This window comes from Rheinheimera mesophila (assembly GCF_000986865.1).
GTDB classification, from domain to species: domain Bacteria; phylum Pseudomonadota; class Gammaproteobacteria; order Enterobacterales; family Alteromonadaceae; genus Pararheinheimera; species Pararheinheimera mesophila.
The window spans coordinates 25,866-46,207 of record NZ_LAVS01000091.1; the positions used below are offsets into that span (position 1 = coordinate 25,866).

The window sequence follows — 20,342 nt, forward strand, 5'->3', positions numbered from 1 at the left end:
GTTATTTCCTGATCCAAGGGCTGATAGCCAAGGCCAACCAGCTTAAAATTAGCAACTGCCCACCCAAAGGTGCCAGCGCTGAAAAATGTAAAGGCAGCTTAAAAACACTAGCAACCAGAGTATAAACAAACAACCAAAGTCCAAGTTGCATGGCAAGGGCGACAATACGGCTTAACCATGGGCTTTGTTGTTGCAGCTTGTCAAAAGCCGATAAGGCTAATAAAGCCACAGCGTGAAAAGCTAAAATAAAACCGGCGCTCAAAAGCACTGCCAGTTGCTCTGTCGCTATAGTGTCACGCCATAAATGCATTAAAGCAGCAGCCGAACCTACAGTCACAGCGCCATAAAAGGCAGCCAGGCTTGCGTTAATTTTCCAGAATACGTGCATCAATAAAACTCCGGCTTATCAAAGCGGCTTGTTTGATAAGCTGTTGTTGGGTTAAGCCTGATTTTTTCAGCGGCACAAAATCATGATCGCCATTTTCTAGCCAGTTTAAATCGATAAAAGGCCAGCTTTTATCAAAGAGTTCATCTCTGTTACCAAAAGGATCACGCTCTCCTTGCAACACTAAAACAGGCCTTTTTAAATCGGCAAAATGCTCTGTTCGCCAACTATCCTTTTTTGGCGGATGAAAAGGATAACCAAAAGCTATCACGCCTTTTACTTGCGCAAGCAGCAGCTCTGATGCTGCAAGCAGAGTAGCTACCCGGCCGCCCATAGACTTACCTGCAATAAACAAAGGCAGATCTGTGGCCATTTGCCTTATTTGTTCAACAAGTTCAGCCACTAACAGCGGCATCTTCGGCGGTAACTGCCTGCTGCCAGCTAAAGTCCTTTGCATATAGGCAAAGTTAAAACCCCAGACTTCAATCCCCTGAGTTGCGAGCTCTGCGGCCAACTGCAGACAAAAATCTGACCGCACGGAGGCTCCTGCTCCATGACAGAGCAGCAGTCTGGCAACAGGCTTTTCGCACAAAACTAGTTGCTCTGGCATCAGTTAATCCGGTGTCGCATTATTAAAATGTTGCTCAGCAAAATCCTGCTGATCCAGCTCGACCTGTTTGGCCATCCACTGCCGGAAGGCGACAATCTTGCCAAGCTCAGTCTGGTTTTCCCGGCACACCAGATAATGCGAGTCCTTACTCAGCAATACATGGTGAAACGGTACTATTAAGCGGCCCGAGTTAATATCGGGTCTTGCCATCACGTTATGGGCCAAAGCCACGCCCTGGCCATGAATAGCGGCCTGTAGCACCATAGCTGTATGCGAAAAAATCGGTCCCTGATTGACGTTAAAGTTTTTAAACCCCTGACTGACAAACCAATCTTTCCAGGCCTGGCGTGAACCATCATGCAATAAAGTGTGATGGCGTAAATCTGTTACATCTTTTAATGGCTTGCTGCCGTTTAACAACAAAGGCGAACACACAGGTAACAGATATTCGGTATGCAGTTTGTCAGCATGCAAGTTACGCCAGTTGCCGCGGCCATAATAAATTGCCACGTCCACATCATCTGTTAACGAGCCTTCATCTGAGTCAACCGCTTTGATCCGCACGTCTATATCGGAGTGCTCTTCACTGAATAAACTTAAACGTGGCACCAGCCACTGAATCGCAAAACTTGGCTGCAAACTGACAGTCAACGAGCCTTTGGCACCCCGGGCTAATAACTTTTCAGTCGCTTCATGTAGTTGCAGAAAAATCTCTTTAATATCTAAAAAGAAACTCTGGCCTTCTTCAGTTAACAGCAAAGAGCGGTTTTTCCGCATAAACAGCTTTAAGCCTAAATGATCTTCCAGGGCTTTGATCTGATGACTGATAGCCGCCTGAGTGACAAACATCTCTTCAGCCGCTTTAGTAAAACTAAGATGGCGGGCTGCAGTTTCAAAAGCCTTTAACGCATTAAGGGGGGGTAAGCGCCGAGCCATAGTCTGCAACCTCAGGAAGGACAGTTATTGAATTAATTTTTCTAATGCGAATTATAAAGAAAGACGGTGAACTGTACCAGCTACAGTTCACTTGGGCACGGAGATTTAATTAGTTTTAGGAACGTAACCTTCGATTTGAACCTCTTTACCCTCGAATAAAAATTGCTGCATCTGTTCTTCCAGCAATTTGCGGTGTTCCAGATTCATCATGTTCAGCTTTTTTTCGTTGATCAGCATAATTTGTTTGGCCTGCCATAAGGCCCAGGCTTCTTTGCTGATATTGTCGAAGATTTTTTTGCCAAGCTCACCCGGGTACAGCTGAAAATCTAAACCTGCTGCTTCTTTTTGCAAATACACACAAAATACCTGACGGGACATGCTTCACCTCAACACTTAGCTTTGAAAAAGGCCGATATTGTAAACGACTTCAACACCGCCTGTTAGTTTTTATTCAGCCAGTTTTTTTCAATCCAGCTACGAATAGGTGCAGGTAAACCAATTTCCATCAGTTGCTGTTTGTTATACCAACTGCTGCCTGCAGGCTCTGCCACCCCAGAGAGCGGATGCCAGATTGAAGCCTCTAATTTGTAATGTGAAAATACATGCTGGAACTGGCCTTGCAGCTCGGCTTGCTGCAGTATTTGTTCGTTTTCATCCACTTGTGGCAAGGACCATAAATCAGCCCAGATACCAGAATCCGGTCTTTTTTGTAGCAATAGCTTGTCACCTTGCTCTATCCACAAAAAATGTCCTGCTTTGGTTGGTGTAGTTTTTTTAGGTTTAGCAGTAGGTAACTCAGCGACACGGCCAGTATTAAAAGCCAGACACTGAGTTTTAAGCGGGCAACTTAAACAATCCGCTTGTTTGGGTTTGCACACCGTAGCGCCTAAATCCAGCAAGGCCTGGGCAAAACGTCTGTTGTTTTGTTTTGGTGTTAATAAATCGGCCAAAGCCCAGAGTTTTTTATCTACAGCAGAACTGGTTGGTACACCTTCAATACCAAATAAACGACAGAATAAACGCCGGACGTTACCGTCCACTATAGGGCCATACGCATCATAAGCAAAAGAGCGGATAGCCCCAGCCGTGTAACGACCAATGCCGGGAATGGTTAATAAGTCATTTAATTCAAATGGAAACTCGCCCAACTCATGCACTATGTATTTGGCGGCCTTGTGCAAATTGCGCGCTCTGGCGTAATACCCTAAGCCCTGCCACAACGCCATCACAGTATCGGTATCGGCCGCTGCTAAAGCATGAATATCAGGCAGCTTTTGCATCCAGCGCTGAAAATAGGGGATCACTGTGGTGACCTGAGTTTGCTGCAGCATCAATTCGCTGACCATCACCCGGTAAGGGCTTGGATCTTGTTGCCATGGCAAGGTATTACGACCAGCGGTTTGTTGCCAGTCGACTACGGTATCGGCAAATAATTCAGGACAGGTTAAATACTCAGAAGTTAGCACAGCGTTAAATACTCAGGGTTAAGTGTTCAAAACGGCGCTTAGCCTAGCATTTTTTCTCATTGTTGTTGAATCAAGATTAGCGGTTGAGCATTAGCAGCAGAACAAGGATAATACGCGCCGCATTCGCAGCAGTATAACAACAGGCTGCATCACATTTTTTGGAGACCAAGATGACCCACCCGGAACAACCAAACACAGAGCCTCAAAACGAAGAGCTTCAGGAAAACAAATACCTGCGCCGTATTCGTAGCTTTGTTTTAAGGGAAGGTCGTCTGACCAAAGGCCAGCAGCGCAGTTTAGATTTATTCTGGCCTACTATGGGCCTTGAATACCAGACTACACCTTATGATATGAAAGCCGTATTTGGCCGCGAAGCTGACTTAGTGCTGGAAATTGGTTTTGGTATGGGCAAGTCTTTGGTGCAAATGGCCAAAGCTGCGCCGGAAAAAGACTTTATTGGCATCGAAGTACATAAACCTGGTGTTGGCGCTTGTTTAGGTGAAGCCGAAACTGAAGGTGTAAAAAACCTGCGGGTGTTTGAGCACGATGCCATCGAAATTTTAAACGACTCTATCGCCGACAATAGTTTAAGCACAGTGCAGTTATTTTTCCCCGACCCATGGCATAAAAAACGTCACCATAAAAGACGTATAGTACAGCCTGAGTTTGCTCAGTTATTGCGTCGCAAGTTAAAAATTGGTGGTGTATTTCATATGGCCACCGACTGGGAAAACTACGCAGAGCATATGCTGGACGTGATGAAAGTGGCTGAGGGCTATAGCAACCTGTCAGAAACCAACGACTATGTGCCACGCCCTGACCATAGACCTCTGACTAAATTTGAAAACCGTGGTGTTAATTTAGGCCATGGCGTTTGGGATCTGATGTTTAAGAAGGTGAACTAAGATGCTCGACAATACCAGTCAGCTACTGCTGCGTAATATTGATTTTTTATCAGGCAAAGTGCTGCTGGTAGAACCTATGGCCGACCGTCTGGCTGCTGAGTTAAAACAACAAGCGCCAGAGCTGGAGCTGTTTTGTTTAACCTCAAACATTGCTGTTGCTACGAACTGGCAACAGCAATGCAAAAGCCCATGTTATTTAGGTGATGCGCTACCGGCTGATTTAAAGGTCGATAAAGTGGTGCTGTTTTACCCTAAAAGCAAAGACCAGCTACAAAGCTCTTTAGCCCAGATTAAAACTGTACTGCATGATAAAACTGAAGTTTATCTGGTCGGTGACAATAAAGGTGGCATTAAAAGCTTAGGTAATCAGGCTGAAAAACTCGGTTTAAAAGCCTTTAAGCACGACAACGCCAAACATTGTTTGTGGTTTGAACTGGATGGCCTGCTACAAAGTGAGCTCAAAACCGCAGACTTTCATCAGTTTAGTATCGAAAAAGCTGGGATTCAGCTAAATATCTGCTCCTTACCCGGTGTGTTTAACCACGGCAAACTGGATTTGGGCACTCACTTATTGCTGGAGCATTTAGGCCATATTCAGCAAGGTAAAGTACTGGATTTTGCTTGTGGTGCAGGTTTTATCGGGGCTTTTTTAGTAAAAAAACATCCGGAAATTAAATTAACTGCCTCTGATATCAGTACTTTAGCGGTCAGCTCTACCGCTGCTACCTTGAAGGCTAACAAGCTACCGGGGGAAGTAATAGTCGCAGACGGTATTCCTTCGCGCAGCGCAGCTTATGATCATATCGTCAGTAATCCACCTTTTCATACAGGCTTAAAAACCGATTATCAAATCAGCGAGCAGTTTTTCCGTGATGCTTTTACTGAGTTAAAACCAGGCGGCACATTAACTTTAGTAGCGAACGTACATTTACCTTATGTGGCTCAACTGACTGAAATTTTTGGTCAGGTAAAAGAGCTTGGCCGTCGTGATGGTTTTGTGGTTTATTATTGTAAAAAAAGCGCTAAATAAAAGGATCTGTTGATGAGACTGGTTATGCTTGCTCTGGCTGGATTAAGCTTCAGCACTGCGGTGTTGGCTGACTGTATTCAGTCGCCGGAAAGAACTCAGGCCTGTCCTCATCAGATCTACCGTTTAGGTCAGTTGGAAAATATGGCAAAACCCGCTATGTTATGTATCTGCGTGGCTGATTTTAAAGAGTTTTTAACAGTACCCACTGATGAAGATGAAGCCCACAAACAAAAGCTGAAACGCCTGAAGCTGGAATATGCTTTAGGCCAAAAAATCGAGCCTATATTGCAGGTATTAAGAGACTAACTCTGCTTATTGGCCCAGCACAATCTGACGCGGATGAAACTCCCCTAAATACTCCTCATCTTGTTGCAACAGCGCAGGCACCAAATACAACTTGCCTTGTTCCACCCAATAAATCGCGTTTTGTTCAAACATAATAGCCAGCTTTATCGCCCGGGGCTTATCACAAAGCACAGCCCAGCTTTTTTCCTGAAATCTCAGATCAGGGGAGCAACCGACTATCTCGCGGTAAGGCACATGAAGACTATCGAGGGTTCTGGCGAAATGGGTATCAAGGAGTAAGTTTCTGGAGGGAGTCTGAACGTGGCCACAAGGGTTTTGGGCACTGATGATTGCAAAGTTTATTTGGTCACCTAAAGGTTGATGGCACAAAAAAACACTCGTTTTGTAGTTATCCCATAAGTCCATGGTTTGTCCTCATCGCCACAAGTGTGCTCACTATAAACCCTTCGTACTTGAAGCTGCAACCTTGTTGGCTGCGCTGGCTCACCTCCGTCTGATAGCACAATATCTGCCTGGGGTGTCATGCAGTTGTGGCCTTGTTGTAACATCAATGACTTTGGCTGAGGGCCTGTTTTATTTTTTTGTCAGTGGCCTTACTGGTGAAAGTTTGCAAATGCGTGTAACTTCAATATTATAGCTTCGATAACAGATTGACCGATGGCGGAAGTATTGATGGGTCCAGCGTTAAAAGCGAGTTCAATCAAAAGCGCACTGATCTGGGTTGTCATGCTGATATGCAGTATTACCCTCTGTATATCGCTGACCATTGCCACTTTGCAGGATATCAAAGCTGAAAAGAAAAACCTGTCAGAACAATTACACTCTTATGCCGCTATTATTGCCTTTAACGCTGTAGGTTCGATTGAAGCAGATGATTCGGAAGTTGAGGACAGACGTCTTGCTTCTTTTGCCGCAGAATCACGCTTACACAATATTCATATTTACAAGCTGCAGGAAAATAACGAGCTCAGCTTTTTTGCCAGCTACAACAGACGAGACGTTGGTCCCTACCCTACTCAGTTTAATAAAGTAGAACAATACCAGAATGCCACCATAGGAGATGGCGTAATGGAGCTGACACAAAAAATAGAATCGAATGGGAAATTAATAGGTTATGTCTATCTGCGTGCCAGCCTTGAAGAGCTGAGCCGTTATGTACAAAACAGAGTGTTGTACGATATTCTGATTGCGCTGTGTTCGTTATTAGGTGCCTTTTTTATCGCCAACAAGCTACAGCGACGCTTTACTCAGCCACTTTATAGCCTGCTGACTTTGGTTCAAAAAGTATCAAAAGAAAAAGACTATCAAATTCGGGTGCCTGCGATGGAAATCACTGAGTTCCATAACTTAGGCAGAGCTGTGAACACTATGCTCGACAGAACCGAGCAGCAAATCACCAAACTGCGCAGTGCCGAAAGTGAAATTCGGCAGTTAAACCAGGATTTGGAACAAAAAATCAACGACAGAACACAAGCGCTGAAAACCTCAAATCAGGATTTATTAAACACTTTATCCACCTTGCATCAGTATCAGAATCAAATTGTCGAAACTGAAAAAATGGCCAGTTTAGGCCAGATGGTGGCTGGCGTGGCTCATGAGGTAAATACACCTATAGGCCTTGGCGTGACTGCATCAACCTTAATGCAGGATAAGCTGGCAGAAATACAAAAAGCCTTTGATGATAAGAAGTTAACTTCAAGTCAACTGGCCAAATTCCTCAGTGACAGTGCGGAAAATCTCGGCATTATTTACCGAAATCTGGAAAGAGCAGCGAACCTTATCCGCAGTTTTAAACAGGTAGCGGTGGATCAGTCTAACGACAACAGAAGGTACTTTAATATGTACCAACTGCTGAACGAAGTGCTGTTATCACTGCGTCCTAACCTGAAAAAAACCCAACATCAGGTGATCATCAATTGTGACGAAGCGCTTGAGCTGGAGAGTAAACCAGGCCCTATCAGCCAAATACTGATCAACCTGATTATGAATAGTCTGATACATGCTTTTGAGCATAAAGAACAAGGCACTGTCACCATTAGCGTTACTCTGGCCAACAGCCGTTGTTATTTGCACTATCAGGATAACGGCTCTGGTGTACCTGAGAATATTAAAAAACGCATTTTTGACCCCTTTGTCACTACCAAAAGGGGAGAAGGCGGCAGTGGTCTGGGTATGCATTTGGTCTACAACTTAGTGACACAAGCATTAAACGGTAAAATACAGTTGGAAAGTGCGCTGGATCAGGGGATCGATATTCAAATAGATTTTCCAGTGATCCCTAAGTGAGATAAAAGCTTTAACAAAAGTATACTTTTCAACAGCTTGAATTAGAGCAATCTAATTGTTAACAAATGCACTTGTTAACAAAATCCGCCGTCTATATAATTGTGCAGACAATGACCATGGGTCACTCTCATTCTAAAAATATACAAATCAAACACTTAATTACGTTCACATAAGGTTCAAGCATAATGCAGACCCCTGTTATTCTGATTGTTGAAGATGAAGAAGTAACACGACTGAATCTGGTCAGCCTGTTCGAAGGCGAAGGCTATGATGTAGTTGAAGCAGTGAATGGCGAAGAAATGAACCAGAAACTGGCTGAACACAAAGTCAATTTGATTGTTATGGATATCAATCTGCCTGGTAAAAACGGCCTGATCCTGGCCCGTGAATTACGCCAGAAAGAAAACGTGGGTCTGATTTTTCTGACCGGACGTGACAGTGAAGTCGATCGCATTTTAGGTCTGGAAATTGGCGCAGACGATTACCTAACCAAACCTTTTAACCCGCGTGAACTGACTATTCGTGCCCGCAACCTGTTAAATCGCACTGTATCTCAACCTGTAGTGGAAGAGCACAAAAGTGTGGTGAAATTTAATGGTTGGGTATTGGATGAAAATAGCCGCAACCTGACCTCGCCAGAAGGTGTATCACGCCGTTTACCAAAAGGTGAGTACCGTGCCTTACGCTTAATGCTGGACAGCCCTGGTAAAATTTTCACCCGGGAACAACTGATCCGTCATATGACAGGCCGCGAACTCAGAGCAAATGACAGAACTGTGGATGTAACTATCCGCCGCATCCGTAAGCATTTTGAATCTGACGTGGAAAGCCCGGAGCTGATCAGCACCATCCACGGTGAAGGTTACCGCTTCGTAGGTAAGTTAGAAAAATAACCCCCCAGAGGGGTGGAGTTTATCTCCGCCCCTGGCTAATTCCAAGAGAATGTCTGACAGGTCAAACCCAGGCTTCGATGTATTCTTCCAGAGCGGCTAAATGCCGCTCTATGGTTATATGGAAGTTGATCAGTTGCTTTTCCATGCCCTGTAGTTCAGTTGCCTGTTCCATTAACTTTGCCTGATGTTGCACCCATAACAACCCAACCGAAGCTGCTGCGCCTTTGAGTTTGTGTGCGGCCTCCTGAAATTCATTCACGTCCTGCTGCACCGCGGTTTCCATCATCCTATTGATATAACCCGGCAGCAACTGCACAAACAACTGCACACTGCGTAACATGGTGGTTTTACCCAAAGACTGCAGATAGTCATCCAGAGTTTGCTGATCCAGGATTTGCTGATCCTGAGCTTTTTCTGCTGTGATTTCTCTTGGCGCAGGAGCGCCAAATAACTGATGTAAAATCTGATCCAACTTAGTGGTATTAATAGGTTTGGCGAGAGCACCGTCTACCCTGACATCACTTAATTGTTGTTCGGCTTTACGCACATTGGCACTTAACACCACGACGGGTAACCTGGCTAACGAAGGTTCGGCCCGAATAAAACGAGCCACCTGATCACCCGACATATCGGGTAGCTGCATATCCAACAGCACCAGATCGATGTCATCTTCAGTTTCCAGCAAAGCCAGAGCGTCTTCACCTGTCTCGGCCAAAATCACCTGATGCCCTCTTTGCTCCAGCAAATTCGTGGCTATTTCAGCGTTTAGCGGCACATCCTCCACTAACAAGATGGTCAAAGCCGGATATTGCGCCTGTGGCACAGCAACAGGTGCCGATGTAAGTTCTGCGGGCAAAGAAACGATAAAAGTACTGCCTTTGCCTACTGTGCTCTCCAGTCGGATTTGGCCAGACATAGCCTCCACTAAAGCCCGTGATACCGACAACCCAATACCAGAGCCCACTATGCTTAAACGCCTGCCATCACTGGATTTGTAGTACATATCAAAGATACGCCGCTGTTCAGACTCGACAATACCTATGCCAGTGTCCGTTACACTAAAACAAAGTTCGGCCGGATCATCGGTATTCAGACAGACCGCAAGCTGCACTGAGCCACGGGCGGTGAATTTCACCGCATTATTGATCAGGTTCCATAACACCTGCCTGACCCGGGTTGGATCTAACCGGACATACAACTGATTTGGCACAGCCTCAGGCTCAATAAAACTTAAGCCTTTTTGCTGACAAATTAAGTGGGCAAAATTACAGATATCGTGGACAAATTCGCAGAGTTGCACGGACTGATAAACAATATCTAAATCCTGTCGGTCTATTTTATCCAGGTCGATAATATCGTTAAAAATATTACCCAAGGTCTCGGCGCTGCTAAAAATGGTATTACTCCAACTACGCTGCTCGGCAGATAACGGGCTCTCCAGCAAACGGCGGGTTAAACCTACTATGCCATTTAATGGAGTGCGTAGTTCATGGCTTAAAGTGGCAATAAATTTGCCTTTATCCTGATAGGCTTTTTCCAACGCCTGCTCAGCCAGTTTCCTTGAGGTAATATCCCGGCCGAACCCCAACAAGCCAATATAACGGCCTTGTTTATCAAAAAACGGCACTTTGCGCATTTCAAACCATAACATGCGGCCATCGGGCGTCTGGTAATCGACATCCAGAGTCAATTCAGCCCGGCTGGCTGAGATTTCCTGATCGGTCAGAATAGCGATAGGCGTGGATTCCGCATCATAAAGCTCAGCCGGATAATGGCCTATCAGCTCTTTTGCAGACTTCCCCATAATAACTTCAAACATTTTGTTGCAGCTTACAAAACGGCCGGTCTCGTCGCGGTAATAGAACAAATCGGGTGAACTGTCGACTATAGAGCGAATTAATAAACTTTGCTCTTCCAGTTCCTGCTGAGTTTTACGCCGTTCGGTAATTTCACGCCTTAATTCATCCACAGCACGGCGTTTGGCCTGAAAGGCTTTTTTCCGCTCTTCAATTTCAAAGTTCAGTTGGCGAATGGTTTCCTGCATATTCTGATTCAGCAGCTTTTCCTGCCGTATCGAATCCTGCAAGTAAAACAGGGCTTCATCCAGATGGCGGACTAAATAAAAACCGGTTAATAAAAAAGCTGGTGTGGCAGAGGCCGAAAACAACAAAGCGCCTAAAACCATAGACCACAACACCATATCGTGCAGCAGCAGGCTGTATAAGCCGGTAATAACCCCTGTTAAAGCCTGCAATAAGATAAAACACAGACAAAAACACTGTAACCAGCCCCACTGCTTTAAAAATCCGGCCAGACGTCTGACTATAGGATGAACGTTTTGTTGCATTAAATGCCTGCTAATGGAACTGAGCGCAAAACAGTAAATTCAGAACAGCAAGTCTGCCAGATCAACTCAGCGCTTGTCCTGTAAATTTTCGTAAGCAGGTGACTGAAATCACCAGAAAAGTCATCGCAACGCTCATTTTTCAACCAGAGAAACGTTATCTTGTGCAACTTTGATTGACAGCAGTATGCGAACGGGTTAATTCTAAACACCCTTAGCTTTTCAAACTTAGCCTGTAATATGCTGAAGAATGCCTTGTCGCTGACTACATATTACTACTCGCCTTACTACCTTTCGGAGTGGTTTAACGAGTAGCCAAACCGCCAGTTTATGACTGGTTCTGGTTATTCATGCCGTCTTTTGCTTATAAACTGATGTTACCACTCAGCTGTTTTTAGCGGTCGGCGCTGTTAGCTCAACTCAACAGGTACATTTTCATGCAAGTTACAACTAAAAAACCGGTCAGCATGCCGGATGCTTTTGTCATACTGTTTTTTGTGATGGTTGCGGCAGCTATTGCATCACACCTTATTCCAGCCGGTTCTTTTCAGATGCTGCCGGAAACGGTCAATGCGGCAGGCGAAACAGTGAAAGCACGTATTGATCCAAACAGCTTCCAGTTAGCTGCAGAACAAAACAAAGCTGTGCCTTTGTTTGGTGAAGGCGGTCAGGTGGGCTTTTTAAACTATGCCTTTGAAGGCATGGTGTCCGGCGACAAAATGGGCGCCGCTATTGGTGTTATCGCCTTTATTCTGCTGACTGGTGGTGCTTTTGGCATCATTATGAAAACCGGCGCTGTTAATAACGGCATTCTGGCGTTAATTGCCAAAACCAAAGACATAGACTTTTTATTTATCCCACTGATGTTTCTGCTGTTTTCTCTAGGTGGTGCTGTGTTTGGCATGGGCGAAGAAGCTATTGCTTTTTGCATCGTTTTATTACCCTTGATGTTAGCTTTAGGCTACGACGCTATTACCACAGTATTGGTGACTTACATCGCCACCCAAATTGGTTTTGCTACCTCCTGGATGAACCCTTTTAGTGTGGCTATAGCCCAGGGTATTGCCGGTTTACCTCTGATGTCCGGAGCCGATTACCGTATCGTACTTTGGCTGTTGTTCACCTTATTCGGCATTATCTTCACCATGCGTTACGCTGCAAAAATTAAAAAGAATCCAGAGCTTTCCGTCAGTTTTGAGTCTGATCAAAAACTGCGCGCGCAGCAGCAGGAACAACAAAACAGTCAGTTTGGTAAATTAGATGCAGCTATCTTACTGCTTTTTGTTGCAGGTATTCTCTGGGTGATTTGGGGGGTGGTGGCCCGAGGTTACTATATTCCGGAAATTGCCACGCAGTTTTTTGCTTTGGGTGTAGCTACAGCCATCTTAGCAGTCGCAGGTAAGCGTCTGACTATCAATGAATCGGCGGATGCCTTTAAACAAGGTGCAGCCGAGTTATTACCGGCTGCGATGATCGTAGGGATGGCCAAAGGCATAGTACTGCTGCTGGGCGGTGATAAAGCCACTGAACCTTCAGTTCTCAATACTGTACTGCATTATGCAGGCAGCAGTTTTGAGGGTTTCTCTGCATACGTTTCAGCCTGGTTTATGTTGATATTCCAATCGGTATTTAACTTCTTTGTCACTTCAGGTTCTGGCCAGGCGGCTTTAACCATGCCTTTAGTCGCGCCTTTAGCTGATTTAGTTGGCGTGTCCCGCCAAATTGCAGTTTTAGCTTTTCAACTGGGAGATGGTTTAACCAACTGCATAGTCCCCACGTCGGCTTCTTTAATTGGCTGTTTAGGTGTAGTACGGGTTGACTGGATGTTGTGGGCAAAATTTGCCTGGCGTCTGCAGCTTTGGCTTTTTGCTTTGGCAAGTCTCGCAGTTTTAGTGGCAGTTGCCATTGGCTACCAATAAGAATTACAAAAAGGACTATCAATGAGCAGCATCAAACTTTTTAAAAATGCCCATATTCTAAGCCCACAAGACACAGGGGTGATGGATCTGCTGGTGGCTGGCCAACAGATCGCCGCTTTGGGTGCAGATTTAAACATTGGCAATTCAAACTTACCTGTTGAGGTCGTAGATGCCAGCGACTGTTATTTAGTCCCTGGGTTTGTTGACTCACTGGTGCATTTTATTGGCGGTGGTGGTGAAGGTGGTTTTGCCAGCCGCACTCCTGAAATGCAATTAACAGACGCAACTTTAGGTGGGGTTACAACAGCTATTGGTGTATTAGGCACAGACGCTACAACCCGGACTTTAACCAACCTGTTAGCTAAAGCCCATGCGCTGGACAGTGAAGGTATAACGACCTACTGCCATACAGGATCCTACGAAATCCCCTGTCGGACTTTAATGGGATCTGTCACTGATGATCTGATCCTTATCGATAAATTTATTGGAGTGGGCGAGATTGCGATCAGTGACTTCCGCTCCTCTCAGCCGACCATTGAAGAAATACGTAAAGTGGCCGCTGCAGCTAAAGTGGGCGGCATTTTATCCGGCAAAGCAGGTGTGGTGAGTGTTCATGTCGGCAGCGGTGAAACCTTGTTACAGCCTCTGTGGCAAGCCGTCGCAGGCACAGAACTTAAATTATCGCAGTTCTACCCTACCCATATAAACCGCAATGAAATGCTGTTTCAGGCGGGTATTGAGTTTGCCAAAGCCGGTGGGGTAATAGACTTTACCACCAGTACCACAGCTTATGATATCCAGCATGGTGAGGTAGCAGCCGCTGAGGCTTTAGCCAGGGCTTTAGCTGCAGGAGTACCCGCTATGAACTTAACCTTAAGCTCAGATGGTAACGCCAGTTTACCTATTTACAATTCAAACTCTGAGTTAGTTGGTCTAGAGGTTGGCCAAGTACAAAGCTTGTATCAGGTTGCCCGTCAGGCCGTGCTTGAGTATCAGGTGCCTGTCACGGCTGCCATTACTGCGATTACCGCTGCACCTGCAGCAGTGCTGGGGTTGAAACAAAAAGGTCGTATTGCCGCAGGTCTGGATGCCGACTTAGTCCTGATAAATAAACGCGATTTAACTATTCGTGATGTGTACGCCAAAGGCCGTCAGTTAGTCAAAGCTGGTCAGGCGATCGTAAAAGGGACATTCGAAAAGTAATTACAGCCTTGGGCAGTTGAATTTCAGTAGATTTAACCCAATTAAACGAATATCCGACAGATTTAGTCGGGTATTCGCTTTTTTCGTTTAAGCTATTCGAAAAAAATCAGCTTATAGTGCACAGAATTTATACCGGTCCCAGCGGCAAAATATGGTATAAAGTGCGCCAAATTTTCAGCGGGATCATGTTGCACATGATCTATGCATTTGACGGACATTGGAGTATTCATGCCGACCACTATGCCAGATGTAGCTAACCATTCATCCGCCACCACCGAAGGTGTGTTGGAATGGGTTGGCATGAGCAATATCGAACTGCCACTGATGTTGAGTGTAGCAGGAGAAGCACCACGCCAGGTCAGCGCCAAAGTTGAAGCTTTTGTAAACTTAAAGGATCCAAAAGCGAAAGGCATTCATATGTCGCGGCTTTACCTGTTACTGGATCAGCTATCGATTGAATCCAGCTTAAGTTTCGCCAGTTTAAGCGAACTGCTGCATGGCTTTATCAGCAGTCATGAAGAATTAAGTACTCATGCCTTTGTGAAGTTTGATTTCGAACTGCATTTACGCCGTAAAGCACTGATCACTGAAAAACAGGGCTGGAAAGCTTACCCTGTGACTATCACTGGTCAGCTCAAAGAAGGTAAGTTAGGTGTAGAAATGAAGGTCGATGTTCCCTACTCTTCTACATGCCCTTGCTCCGCAGCTTTAGCCCGCCAGCTAATTCAGGATGCTTTTGTCGCTAAATTTGCCGGTCACGCTCAGGTCAATGCTGAGCAAGTGAAAGACTGGTTAGGTACCACTCAGGGCATAGTGGCTACACCACACAGCCAGCGCTCTGTGGCTGAAATAAAAGTACAGCTCAATCATAAAGTGACAGACTTCCCTGTGATAGCTCTGATTGATGCTATTGAAGATGCGCTGCAAACTCCGGTTCAAGCCGCAGTTAAACGCGCCGACGAGCAGGAGTTTGCCCGCTTAAACGGTCAGAACCTGATGTTTTGTGAAGATGCAGCCCGTCGTTTAAAACACGCGCTGAACCAGTTGTCTGAATTTGACGATTTCTGGCTACGGGTCAATCACTACGAATCCTTGCATGCCCACGATGCAGTAGCCGTCACAGTCAAAGGTATTGCGAACGGTTATCACGCATAAGTTCCGCATAAAAATATCGTTTAAATTACGAAAAAAGGTCGCATCTGCGGCCTTTTTTTTCATTTCCGCCGGCTCAAAGTCAGAAAAAAGCGCCTTTTATGTAATTTAATTACAAAACCACTGCAAAACCACTCTCGGCAAAATAGTCAGCTAAATGCGCCAGACTGGTCTTGCAATTTCCGTCTGATCTGGGTATATCTAATTGTCTATTTATGGATAGACGTCTAAACGCCATAAAAACAACTATGCGGACCACCTAACTGACTGAAACAAGAGCTGTTGTTTTCTTTCAGTGATGAAAACGCCAAATAAAAGAATAATAATTCAACAAATTAACATTTTTACCCACTCAAATTGAGAGTGCAGCAGAATAAACAAAGCTGTGGCCTCAATTGAGCAGGAATATTTTCAGGACAAGTTGGAGGAAGAGTCATGGCGTTGTATCACCACAGTCAGGCAAGAGAGAACTGTGGCTTTGGTCTGATCGCTCATTTAGAAGGCGTCGCCAGCCACCGTATTGTGCGCACTGCGATTAGCGGCTTAGACCGTATGCAGCACAGAGGTGGAATTTCTGCGGATGGGAAAACAGGTGATGGTTGTGGCCTGTTAATGCAAAAACCCGATAGTTTTTTCCGTGCTATTGCAGAGGAAAAAGGCTGGGTTTTGGGCAAAAAGTATGGGGTGGGCATCTTCTTCTTCAGCCAGGATCCGGTCAAAGCCGAACTGGCACGCGCTATTATTGAACAGGAAATTATCCGTGAGACACTGACTTTAGTCGGCTGGCGTGATATGCCCACCGACAGCAGCGTGCTGGGTGATCTTGCGCTCGCTTCTATGCCGCAAATCAAGCAAGCCTTTGTCAGCGCTCAGCCAGGCTGGAGTGATCATGATTTAGAGCGCAGGCTTTATATGGTCCGACGCCGCATTGAGAAACAACTGACTGATGATGCTGATTTTTATATCCCCAGCTTTTCTTGTCTGGTGACCGTATTTAAAGGCCTGATGATGCCGGCAGATTTGCCGCGTTTTTATCTGGACTTAGCAGACGTTCGGATGGAAACCGCCATTTGTGTGTTCCACCAACGTTTCTCGACCAATACCATGCCACGTTGGGCTTTGGCTCAACCTTTCCGCTTTTTAGCGCATAACGGCGAAATTAATACCATTACCGGCAACAGACAATGGGCTAGAGCCCGTCAGTACAAGTTTTCGTCCCCCTTATTGCCAGATTTAGCCACTGCAGCACCTTTTGTCAGTCAGTCGGGTTCAGATTCCAGCTCGTTAGACAATATGCTGGAGCTTTTGCTGGCCGGTGGTATGGACTTATTCCGTGCCATGCGGTTACTGGTACCGCCCGCATGGCAAGGCAATAAAGTGATGGATGATAACTTAAAGGCCTTCTACGAGTTTAACTCCATGCATATGGAGCCCTGGGATGGCCCTGCCGGTATAGTGATGACCAACGGTCAGCATGTGGCCTGTAACTTAGACCGCAACGGTTTGCGCCCTGCCCGCTTTGTGATTACTAAAGACAAATTAATTACGCTGGCTTCTGAAGTTGGCATCTGGGATTACACACCTGATGAAGTGCAGGAAAAAGGCCGCGTTGGCCCGGGCGAAATGCTGGCTGTGGATACGCAGACAGGAAAAATCTGGCGCTCAGAAGAAATTGACCAGGATTTAATGGTTCGCCACCCTTATCGCAAATGGTTGTCCAGCAACGTACAACGTTTGGTACCTTACGAGCAGTTTGAAACTGACTTAATAGGCAAAAGGGTTTTTACTGACGATCAGATGATGGTGTTCCACAAGCTGTTTAACTACAGCTATGAAGAAATTGATCAGGTGATTTCAGTGCTGGCTAAAGACGGTCAGGAAGCAGTGGGTTCTATGGGTGACGATACGCCAATGGCGGTATTGTCGCAAAAAACCCGGACTTTCTACGATTACTTCCGGCAGTTATTTGCGCAGGTCACCAACCCGCCAATAGACCCGTTACGTGAAGCTCATGTGATGTCGCTGGCGACCAGCATAGGTCGTGAGCACAACGTGTTCAGTGAAACAGCAGGTTATGCCCGCCGTATTCAGTTTGAATCGCCGGTGATGATGTACAGCGATTTAAAACAGCTCAAAGCGGCTGACGAGAAATACTACAAACACCATATTATTTCGCTGAACTTCGACCCAAGCGACGAAGATCTGGAAACTGCAGTGCGCCGTGTTTGTGCTGAAGCTGTGCGTGTGGTGCGTGAAGAAAAAGTCGTTTTGGTGATTTTAACTGACCGTCGTATCGAACAAGGCCTGATCCCTATCCCGGCCGCTATGGCTGTGGGTGCAGTGCACCATGCGTTAGTGGATAACCAGCTACGCTGCGACTCTAACATTATTATTGAAACCGCAACAACACGTGACCCACATCACTTTGCGGTATTGGTTGGTTTAGGCGCTACAGGTATTTATCCATTCCTCGCCTATGAAACTATCGAGCAGCTAGTGGAAAAAGGCAGCATCAATCTGACTGCCCGTCAGGCCGTACTGAATTACCGTAAAGGTATTAACAAAGGCCTGTACAAAATCATGTCAAAAATGGGCATTTCGACAGTCGCCAGTTATCGCTGCTCGAACCTGTTTGAGGCAGTAGGCATTAACAAAAACGTGATGAAGCTGTGTTTCCCTGATTTACCTTCCCGTATTCAGGGTGCCGACTTTGCTGACTTCCAGCAGGACGTGCAAATCCGCGCCAACAGCGCCTGGTTAAAACGCAAACCACTAAATCACGGTGGTCAGCTCAAATATGTGCATGACGGCGAATACCATGCCTATAACCCGGATGTAGTGCAAAGCCTGCAAAAAGCCGTGCGCAGCGGCAAATACGCCGATTACAAAGTCTATTCCGACTTTGTCAATCAGCGCCCTGTGGCGCATTTACGCGACTTATTCAGCTTAAACAAGGCCAATGCTACACCTGTTGCTATTGACCAGGTTCAGCCAGTAGAAGCCTTGTATCCACGTTTTGACAGCGCTGCTATGTCTATTGGTGCGTTAAGCCCTGAAGCGCATGAAGCTTTGGCGATAGCGATGAACAGGTTAGGTGGCCGTTCTAACTCAGGGGAAGGTGGTGAAGATCCACGCCGTTTTGGTACTGAGAAAAACAGTAAAATTAAACAGGTGGCTTCAGGTCGTTTTGGTGTGACCCCCCATTATCTGGTGAACGCTGAAGTGATTCAGATCAAAGTAGCTCAGGGTGCTAAGCCGGGTGAAGGTGGTCAGTTGCCTGGTGAAAAAGTCACGGCTGAAATCGCACGGCTGCGTTATTCGGTGCCAGGGGTGACCTTGATATCACCACCACCACATCACGATATTTACTCCATTGAAGATTTGGCGCAGCTAATTTTTGACTTAAAACAAGTCAACCCTGAAGCGCTGATCTCCGTGAAATTAGTGTCAGAACCCGGCGTGGGTACTATTGCAACAGGTGTGGCTAAAGCGTATGCCGATTTAATTACCGTCTCAGGGTATGACGGTGGCACAGGAGCAAGCCCGCTGACCTCAGTGAAATACGCAGGTTCACCATGGGAGTTGGGTTTAGCTGAAGTACATCAGGCCTTAGTAGAAAACGGTTTACGTGACAGAGTTCGCTTACAGGTCGATGGCGGTTTAAAAACCGGTTTAGACGTGGTCAAAGCCGCTATTTTAGGTGCAGAAAGCTTTGGTTTTGGTACCGGCCCTATGGTGGCTTTAGGCTGCAAATTCTTACGGATTTGCCACCTGAACAACTGCGCGACAGGTGTGGCGACTCAGGATGCGACCTTACGCCGAGACCACTTTAACGGCTTACCAGAAATGGTGATGAACTACTTTAAGTTCTTATCGCATGAAGTACGGGAATTAATGGCTGAACTGGGTGTTACATCATTAGAGCAGTTAATAGGCCGTACTGATTTACTCTCTGTACGCGAAGCTGAGACGCAAAAACAACTGAAGTTAGACTTAAGCCCAATTTTATTGGCCTCAGGTGTGAAATCAGATAAGCCTCTGTTCTGTGTACAGAATAACGACCCGTTTGACGATGGCGCTTTAAATCAGGAACTGGTGAAACGCTGCAAAGACATGGTGGTACATAAAACCGGTGGCCGCTTAACTGTGCCTATCCGCAATACCGACCGTTCCGTAGGTGCGGCTTTATCTGGTTTTATTGCCCGTCATCATGGCAATCAGGGCATGGCGACCGACCCTATAGTAGTCAACTGCATAGGTACTGCAGGCCAGAGCTTTGGCGTCTGGAACGCTGGTGGTTTGCATTTATCCCTGCAAGGTGATGCCAACGACTATGTCGGCAAAGGTATGACAGGTGGTCAAATCGCTATATTCCCGCCTAAAGGTGTCAGCTATGCCAAAGACGACGCCACTATTGCTGGCAACACTTGTTTATATGGTGCAACGGGTGGCCGTTTTTACGCAGCAGGTCGCGCCGGTGAGCGTTTTGCCGTGCGTAACTCAGGCGCCATTGTCGTTGTAGAAGGCACAGGCGATAACTGCTGTGAATATATGACAGGTGGTGTGGTACTGGTATTAGGTCAGACCGGCGTGAATTTTGGTGCTGGTATGACAGGTGGTTTTGCTTATTTATTAGATGAACAGGATGACTTATGCCTGCGGGTGAACCCTGAACTGGTGGAAGCGCTGGAGGTCAGCACACCAATTCTGCAGGAACACTTACGTAGCTTGTTGCATCAACACGTTGAGGCCACCGGCAGCGAAAAAGCGCACCGGATCCTGACGGATTTCAACAACTACTTAAGCAAGTTCAAACTGGTTAAACCCAAAACAAGTGACGTCAATACCTTGCTTGGTCACCGCGCACGCTCTTCTGATGAGCTGCGGGTTCAGGCGATGTAAGGGAG

16 protein-coding genes are annotated in these 20,342 nt (G+C 46.1%); 9 read left to right on the forward strand and 7 right to left on the reverse strand.

The features are described 5' to 3' along the window. Position 1: 1 nt before the first annotated feature. From SD53_RS16215 to mutY, 5 genes are all read right to left on the reverse strand, one after another. Positions 2-388 carry a DUF423 domain-containing protein gene (locus tag SD53_RS16215; protein WP_046521246.1) on the reverse strand — a complete coding sequence of 129 codons (387 nt, stop codon included), beginning with the start codon at positions 386-388 and terminating at the stop codon, positions 2-4. Then, positions 366-995 (reverse strand): alpha/beta fold hydrolase, encoded by a 630-nt coding sequence (locus tag SD53_RS16220; RefSeq protein WP_046521247.1) that lies wholly within the window; start codon positions 993-995, stop codon positions 366-368. Before SD53_RS16220 ends, SD53_RS16215 begins: the two co-directional genes overlap by 23 nt. 3 nt (positions 996-998) lie before the next feature. Then, entirely contained in the window at positions 999-1,931 is a 933-nt protein-coding gene (locus tag SD53_RS16225; protein WP_046521248.1) for a transcriptional regulator GcvA, read from the reverse strand. Between the two features lie 105 nt (positions 1,932-2,036). Then, positions 2,037-2,309, reverse strand: coding sequence for an oxidative damage protection protein (locus SD53_RS16230; RefSeq protein WP_046521249.1), 273 nt, complete (start codon positions 2,307-2,309; stop codon positions 2,037-2,039). Between the two features lie 62 nt (positions 2,310-2,371). Beyond that, a complete protein-coding gene (gene mutY, locus SD53_RS16235) occupies positions 2,372-3,397 on the reverse strand; it encodes an A/G-specific adenine glycosylase (RefSeq protein ID WP_046521250.1) in 1,026 nt (341 codons plus the stop codon). Positions 3,398-3,567: 170 nt separating this feature from the next. Between mutY and trmB the strand changes: the two genes are divergently transcribed. Genes trmB through SD53_RS16250 form a run of 3 tightly spaced genes read left to right on the forward strand, consistent with a single transcriptional unit; the run spans position 3,568 to position 5,638 of the window. Further along, complete coding sequence (gene trmB, locus SD53_RS16240) at positions 3,568-4,302, forward strand: tRNA (guanosine(46)-N7)-methyltransferase TrmB (RefSeq protein ID WP_046521251.1); 735 nt, start codon at positions 3,568-3,570, stop codon at positions 4,300-4,302. A gap of 1 nt (position 4,303) precedes the next feature. After that, positions 4,304-5,332, forward strand: a complete 1,029-nt coding sequence (locus SD53_RS16245; protein ID WP_046521252.1) for a class I SAM-dependent methyltransferase — start codon at positions 4,304-4,306, stop codon at positions 5,330-5,332. Positions 5,333-5,344: 12 nt separating this feature from the next. Further along, a complete protein-coding gene (locus SD53_RS16250) occupies positions 5,345-5,638 on the forward strand; it encodes a hypothetical protein (RefSeq protein WP_046521253.1) in 294 nt (97 codons plus the stop codon). Positions 5,639-5,644: 6 nt separating this feature from the next. Here the strand turns inward: SD53_RS16250 and SD53_RS18970 are convergent, their stop codons facing one another. Then, a complete protein-coding gene (locus SD53_RS18970; protein WP_046521254.1) occupies positions 5,645-6,043 on the reverse strand; it encodes a DUF3293 domain-containing protein in 399 nt (132 codons plus the stop codon). Positions 6,044-6,295: 252 nt separating this feature from the next. On the opposite strand from SD53_RS18970, the gene SD53_RS16260 reads away from it, so the two are divergent. Next, the gene (locus SD53_RS16260) at positions 6,296-7,924 is read left to right on the forward strand and encodes an ATP-binding protein (protein ID WP_241481846.1); all 1,629 of its coding nucleotides are present in this window, start codon (positions 6,296-6,298) and stop codon (positions 7,922-7,924) included. 185 nt (positions 7,925-8,109) lie between these two features. Next, the gene (arcA, locus tag SD53_RS16265; protein ID WP_046521255.1) at positions 8,110-8,817 is read left to right on the forward strand and encodes a two-component system response regulator ArcA; all 708 of its coding nucleotides are present in this window, start codon (positions 8,110-8,112) and stop codon (positions 8,815-8,817) included. A gap of 61 nt (positions 8,818-8,878) precedes the next feature. On the opposite strand, the gene SD53_RS16270 is transcribed toward arcA, so the two are convergent. Further along, the gene (locus tag SD53_RS16270) at positions 8,879-11,164 is read right to left on the reverse strand and encodes an ATP-binding protein (RefSeq protein WP_046521256.1); all 2,286 of its coding nucleotides are present in this window, start codon (positions 11,162-11,164) and stop codon (positions 8,879-8,881) included. A gap of 434 nt (positions 11,165-11,598) precedes the next feature. Here SD53_RS16270 and yfcC point away from each other — a divergent pair, with 434 nt between their 5' ends. The 4 genes from yfcC to gltB all read left to right on the forward strand — a co-directional run bounded on the left by yfcC (position 11,599) and on the right by gltB (position 20,337). Beyond that, complete coding sequence (gene yfcC, locus SD53_RS16275) at positions 11,599-13,080, forward strand: putative basic amino acid antiporter YfcC (protein ID WP_082101900.1); 1,482 nt, start codon at positions 11,599-11,601, stop codon at positions 13,078-13,080. A 21-nt stretch (positions 13,081-13,101) separates the two neighbouring features. Then, positions 13,102-14,283 (forward strand): beta-aspartyl-peptidase, encoded by a 1,182-nt coding sequence (gene iadA, locus SD53_RS16280; RefSeq protein ID WP_046521257.1) that lies wholly within the window; start codon positions 13,102-13,104, stop codon positions 14,281-14,283. A 228-nt stretch (positions 14,284-14,511) separates the two neighbouring features. Next, a complete protein-coding gene (gene folE2 / locus SD53_RS16285; protein WP_046521258.1) occupies positions 14,512-15,438 on the forward strand; it encodes a GTP cyclohydrolase FolE2 in 927 nt (308 codons plus the stop codon). A gap of 432 nt (positions 15,439-15,870) precedes the next feature. Beyond that, a complete protein-coding gene (gene gltB, locus SD53_RS16290) occupies positions 15,871-20,337 on the forward strand; it encodes a glutamate synthase large subunit (RefSeq protein WP_046521259.1) in 4,467 nt (1,488 codons plus the stop codon). Positions 20,338-20,342: the final 5 nt, after the last annotated feature.

What these genes read in the sequence shown, in the direction of transcription:
- SD53_RS16250 (WP_046521253.1), top strand. Translation starts at nt 5,345, where the DNA reads ATGAGACTGGTTATGCTTGCTCTGGCTGGATTAAGCTTCAGCACTGCG.
- SD53_RS16270 (WP_046521256.1), bottom strand. Translation starts at nt 11,164, where the DNA reads ATGCAACAAAACGTTCATCCTATAGTCAGACGTCTGGCCGGATTTTTA.
- SD53_RS16220 (WP_046521247.1), bottom strand. Translation starts at nt 995, where the DNA reads ATGCCAGAGCAACTAGTTTTGTGCGAAAAGCCTGTTGCCAGACTGCTG.
- arcA (WP_046521255.1), top strand. Translation starts at nt 8,110, where the DNA reads ATGCAGACCCCTGTTATTCTGATTGTTGAAGATGAAGAAGTAACACGA.
- SD53_RS16225 (WP_046521248.1), bottom strand. Translation starts at nt 1,931, where the DNA reads ATGGCTCGGCGCTTACCCCCCCTTAATGCGTTAAAGGCTTTTGAAACT.
- trmB (WP_046521251.1), top strand. Translation starts at nt 3,568, where the DNA reads ATGACCCACCCGGAACAACCAAACACAGAGCCTCAAAACGAAGAGCTT.
- SD53_RS18970 (WP_046521254.1), bottom strand. Translation starts at nt 6,043, where the DNA reads ATGGACTTATGGGATAACTACAAAACGAGTGTTTTTTTGTGCCATCAA.
- gltB (WP_046521259.1), top strand. Translation starts at nt 15,871, where the DNA reads ATGGCGTTGTATCACCACAGTCAGGCAAGAGAGAACTGTGGCTTTGGT.
- SD53_RS16215 (WP_046521246.1), bottom strand. Translation starts at nt 388, where the DNA reads ATGCACGTATTCTGGAAAATTAACGCAAGCCTGGCTGCCTTTTATGGC.
- SD53_RS16245 (WP_046521252.1), top strand. Translation starts at nt 4,304, where the DNA reads ATGCTCGACAATACCAGTCAGCTACTGCTGCGTAATATTGATTTTTTA.
- yfcC (WP_082101900.1), top strand. Translation starts at nt 11,599, where the DNA reads ATGCAAGTTACAACTAAAAAACCGGTCAGCATGCCGGATGCTTTTGTC.
- SD53_RS16260 (WP_241481846.1), top strand. Translation starts at nt 6,296, where the DNA reads ATGGCGGAAGTATTGATGGGTCCAGCGTTAAAAGCGAGTTCAATCAAA.
- SD53_RS16230 (WP_046521249.1), bottom strand. Translation starts at nt 2,309, where the DNA reads ATGTCCCGTCAGGTATTTTGTGTGTATTTGCAAAAAGAAGCAGCAGGT.
- folE2 (WP_046521258.1), top strand. Translation starts at nt 14,512, where the DNA reads ATGCCGACCACTATGCCAGATGTAGCTAACCATTCATCCGCCACCACC.
- iadA (WP_046521257.1), top strand. Translation starts at nt 13,102, where the DNA reads ATGAGCAGCATCAAACTTTTTAAAAATGCCCATATTCTAAGCCCACAA.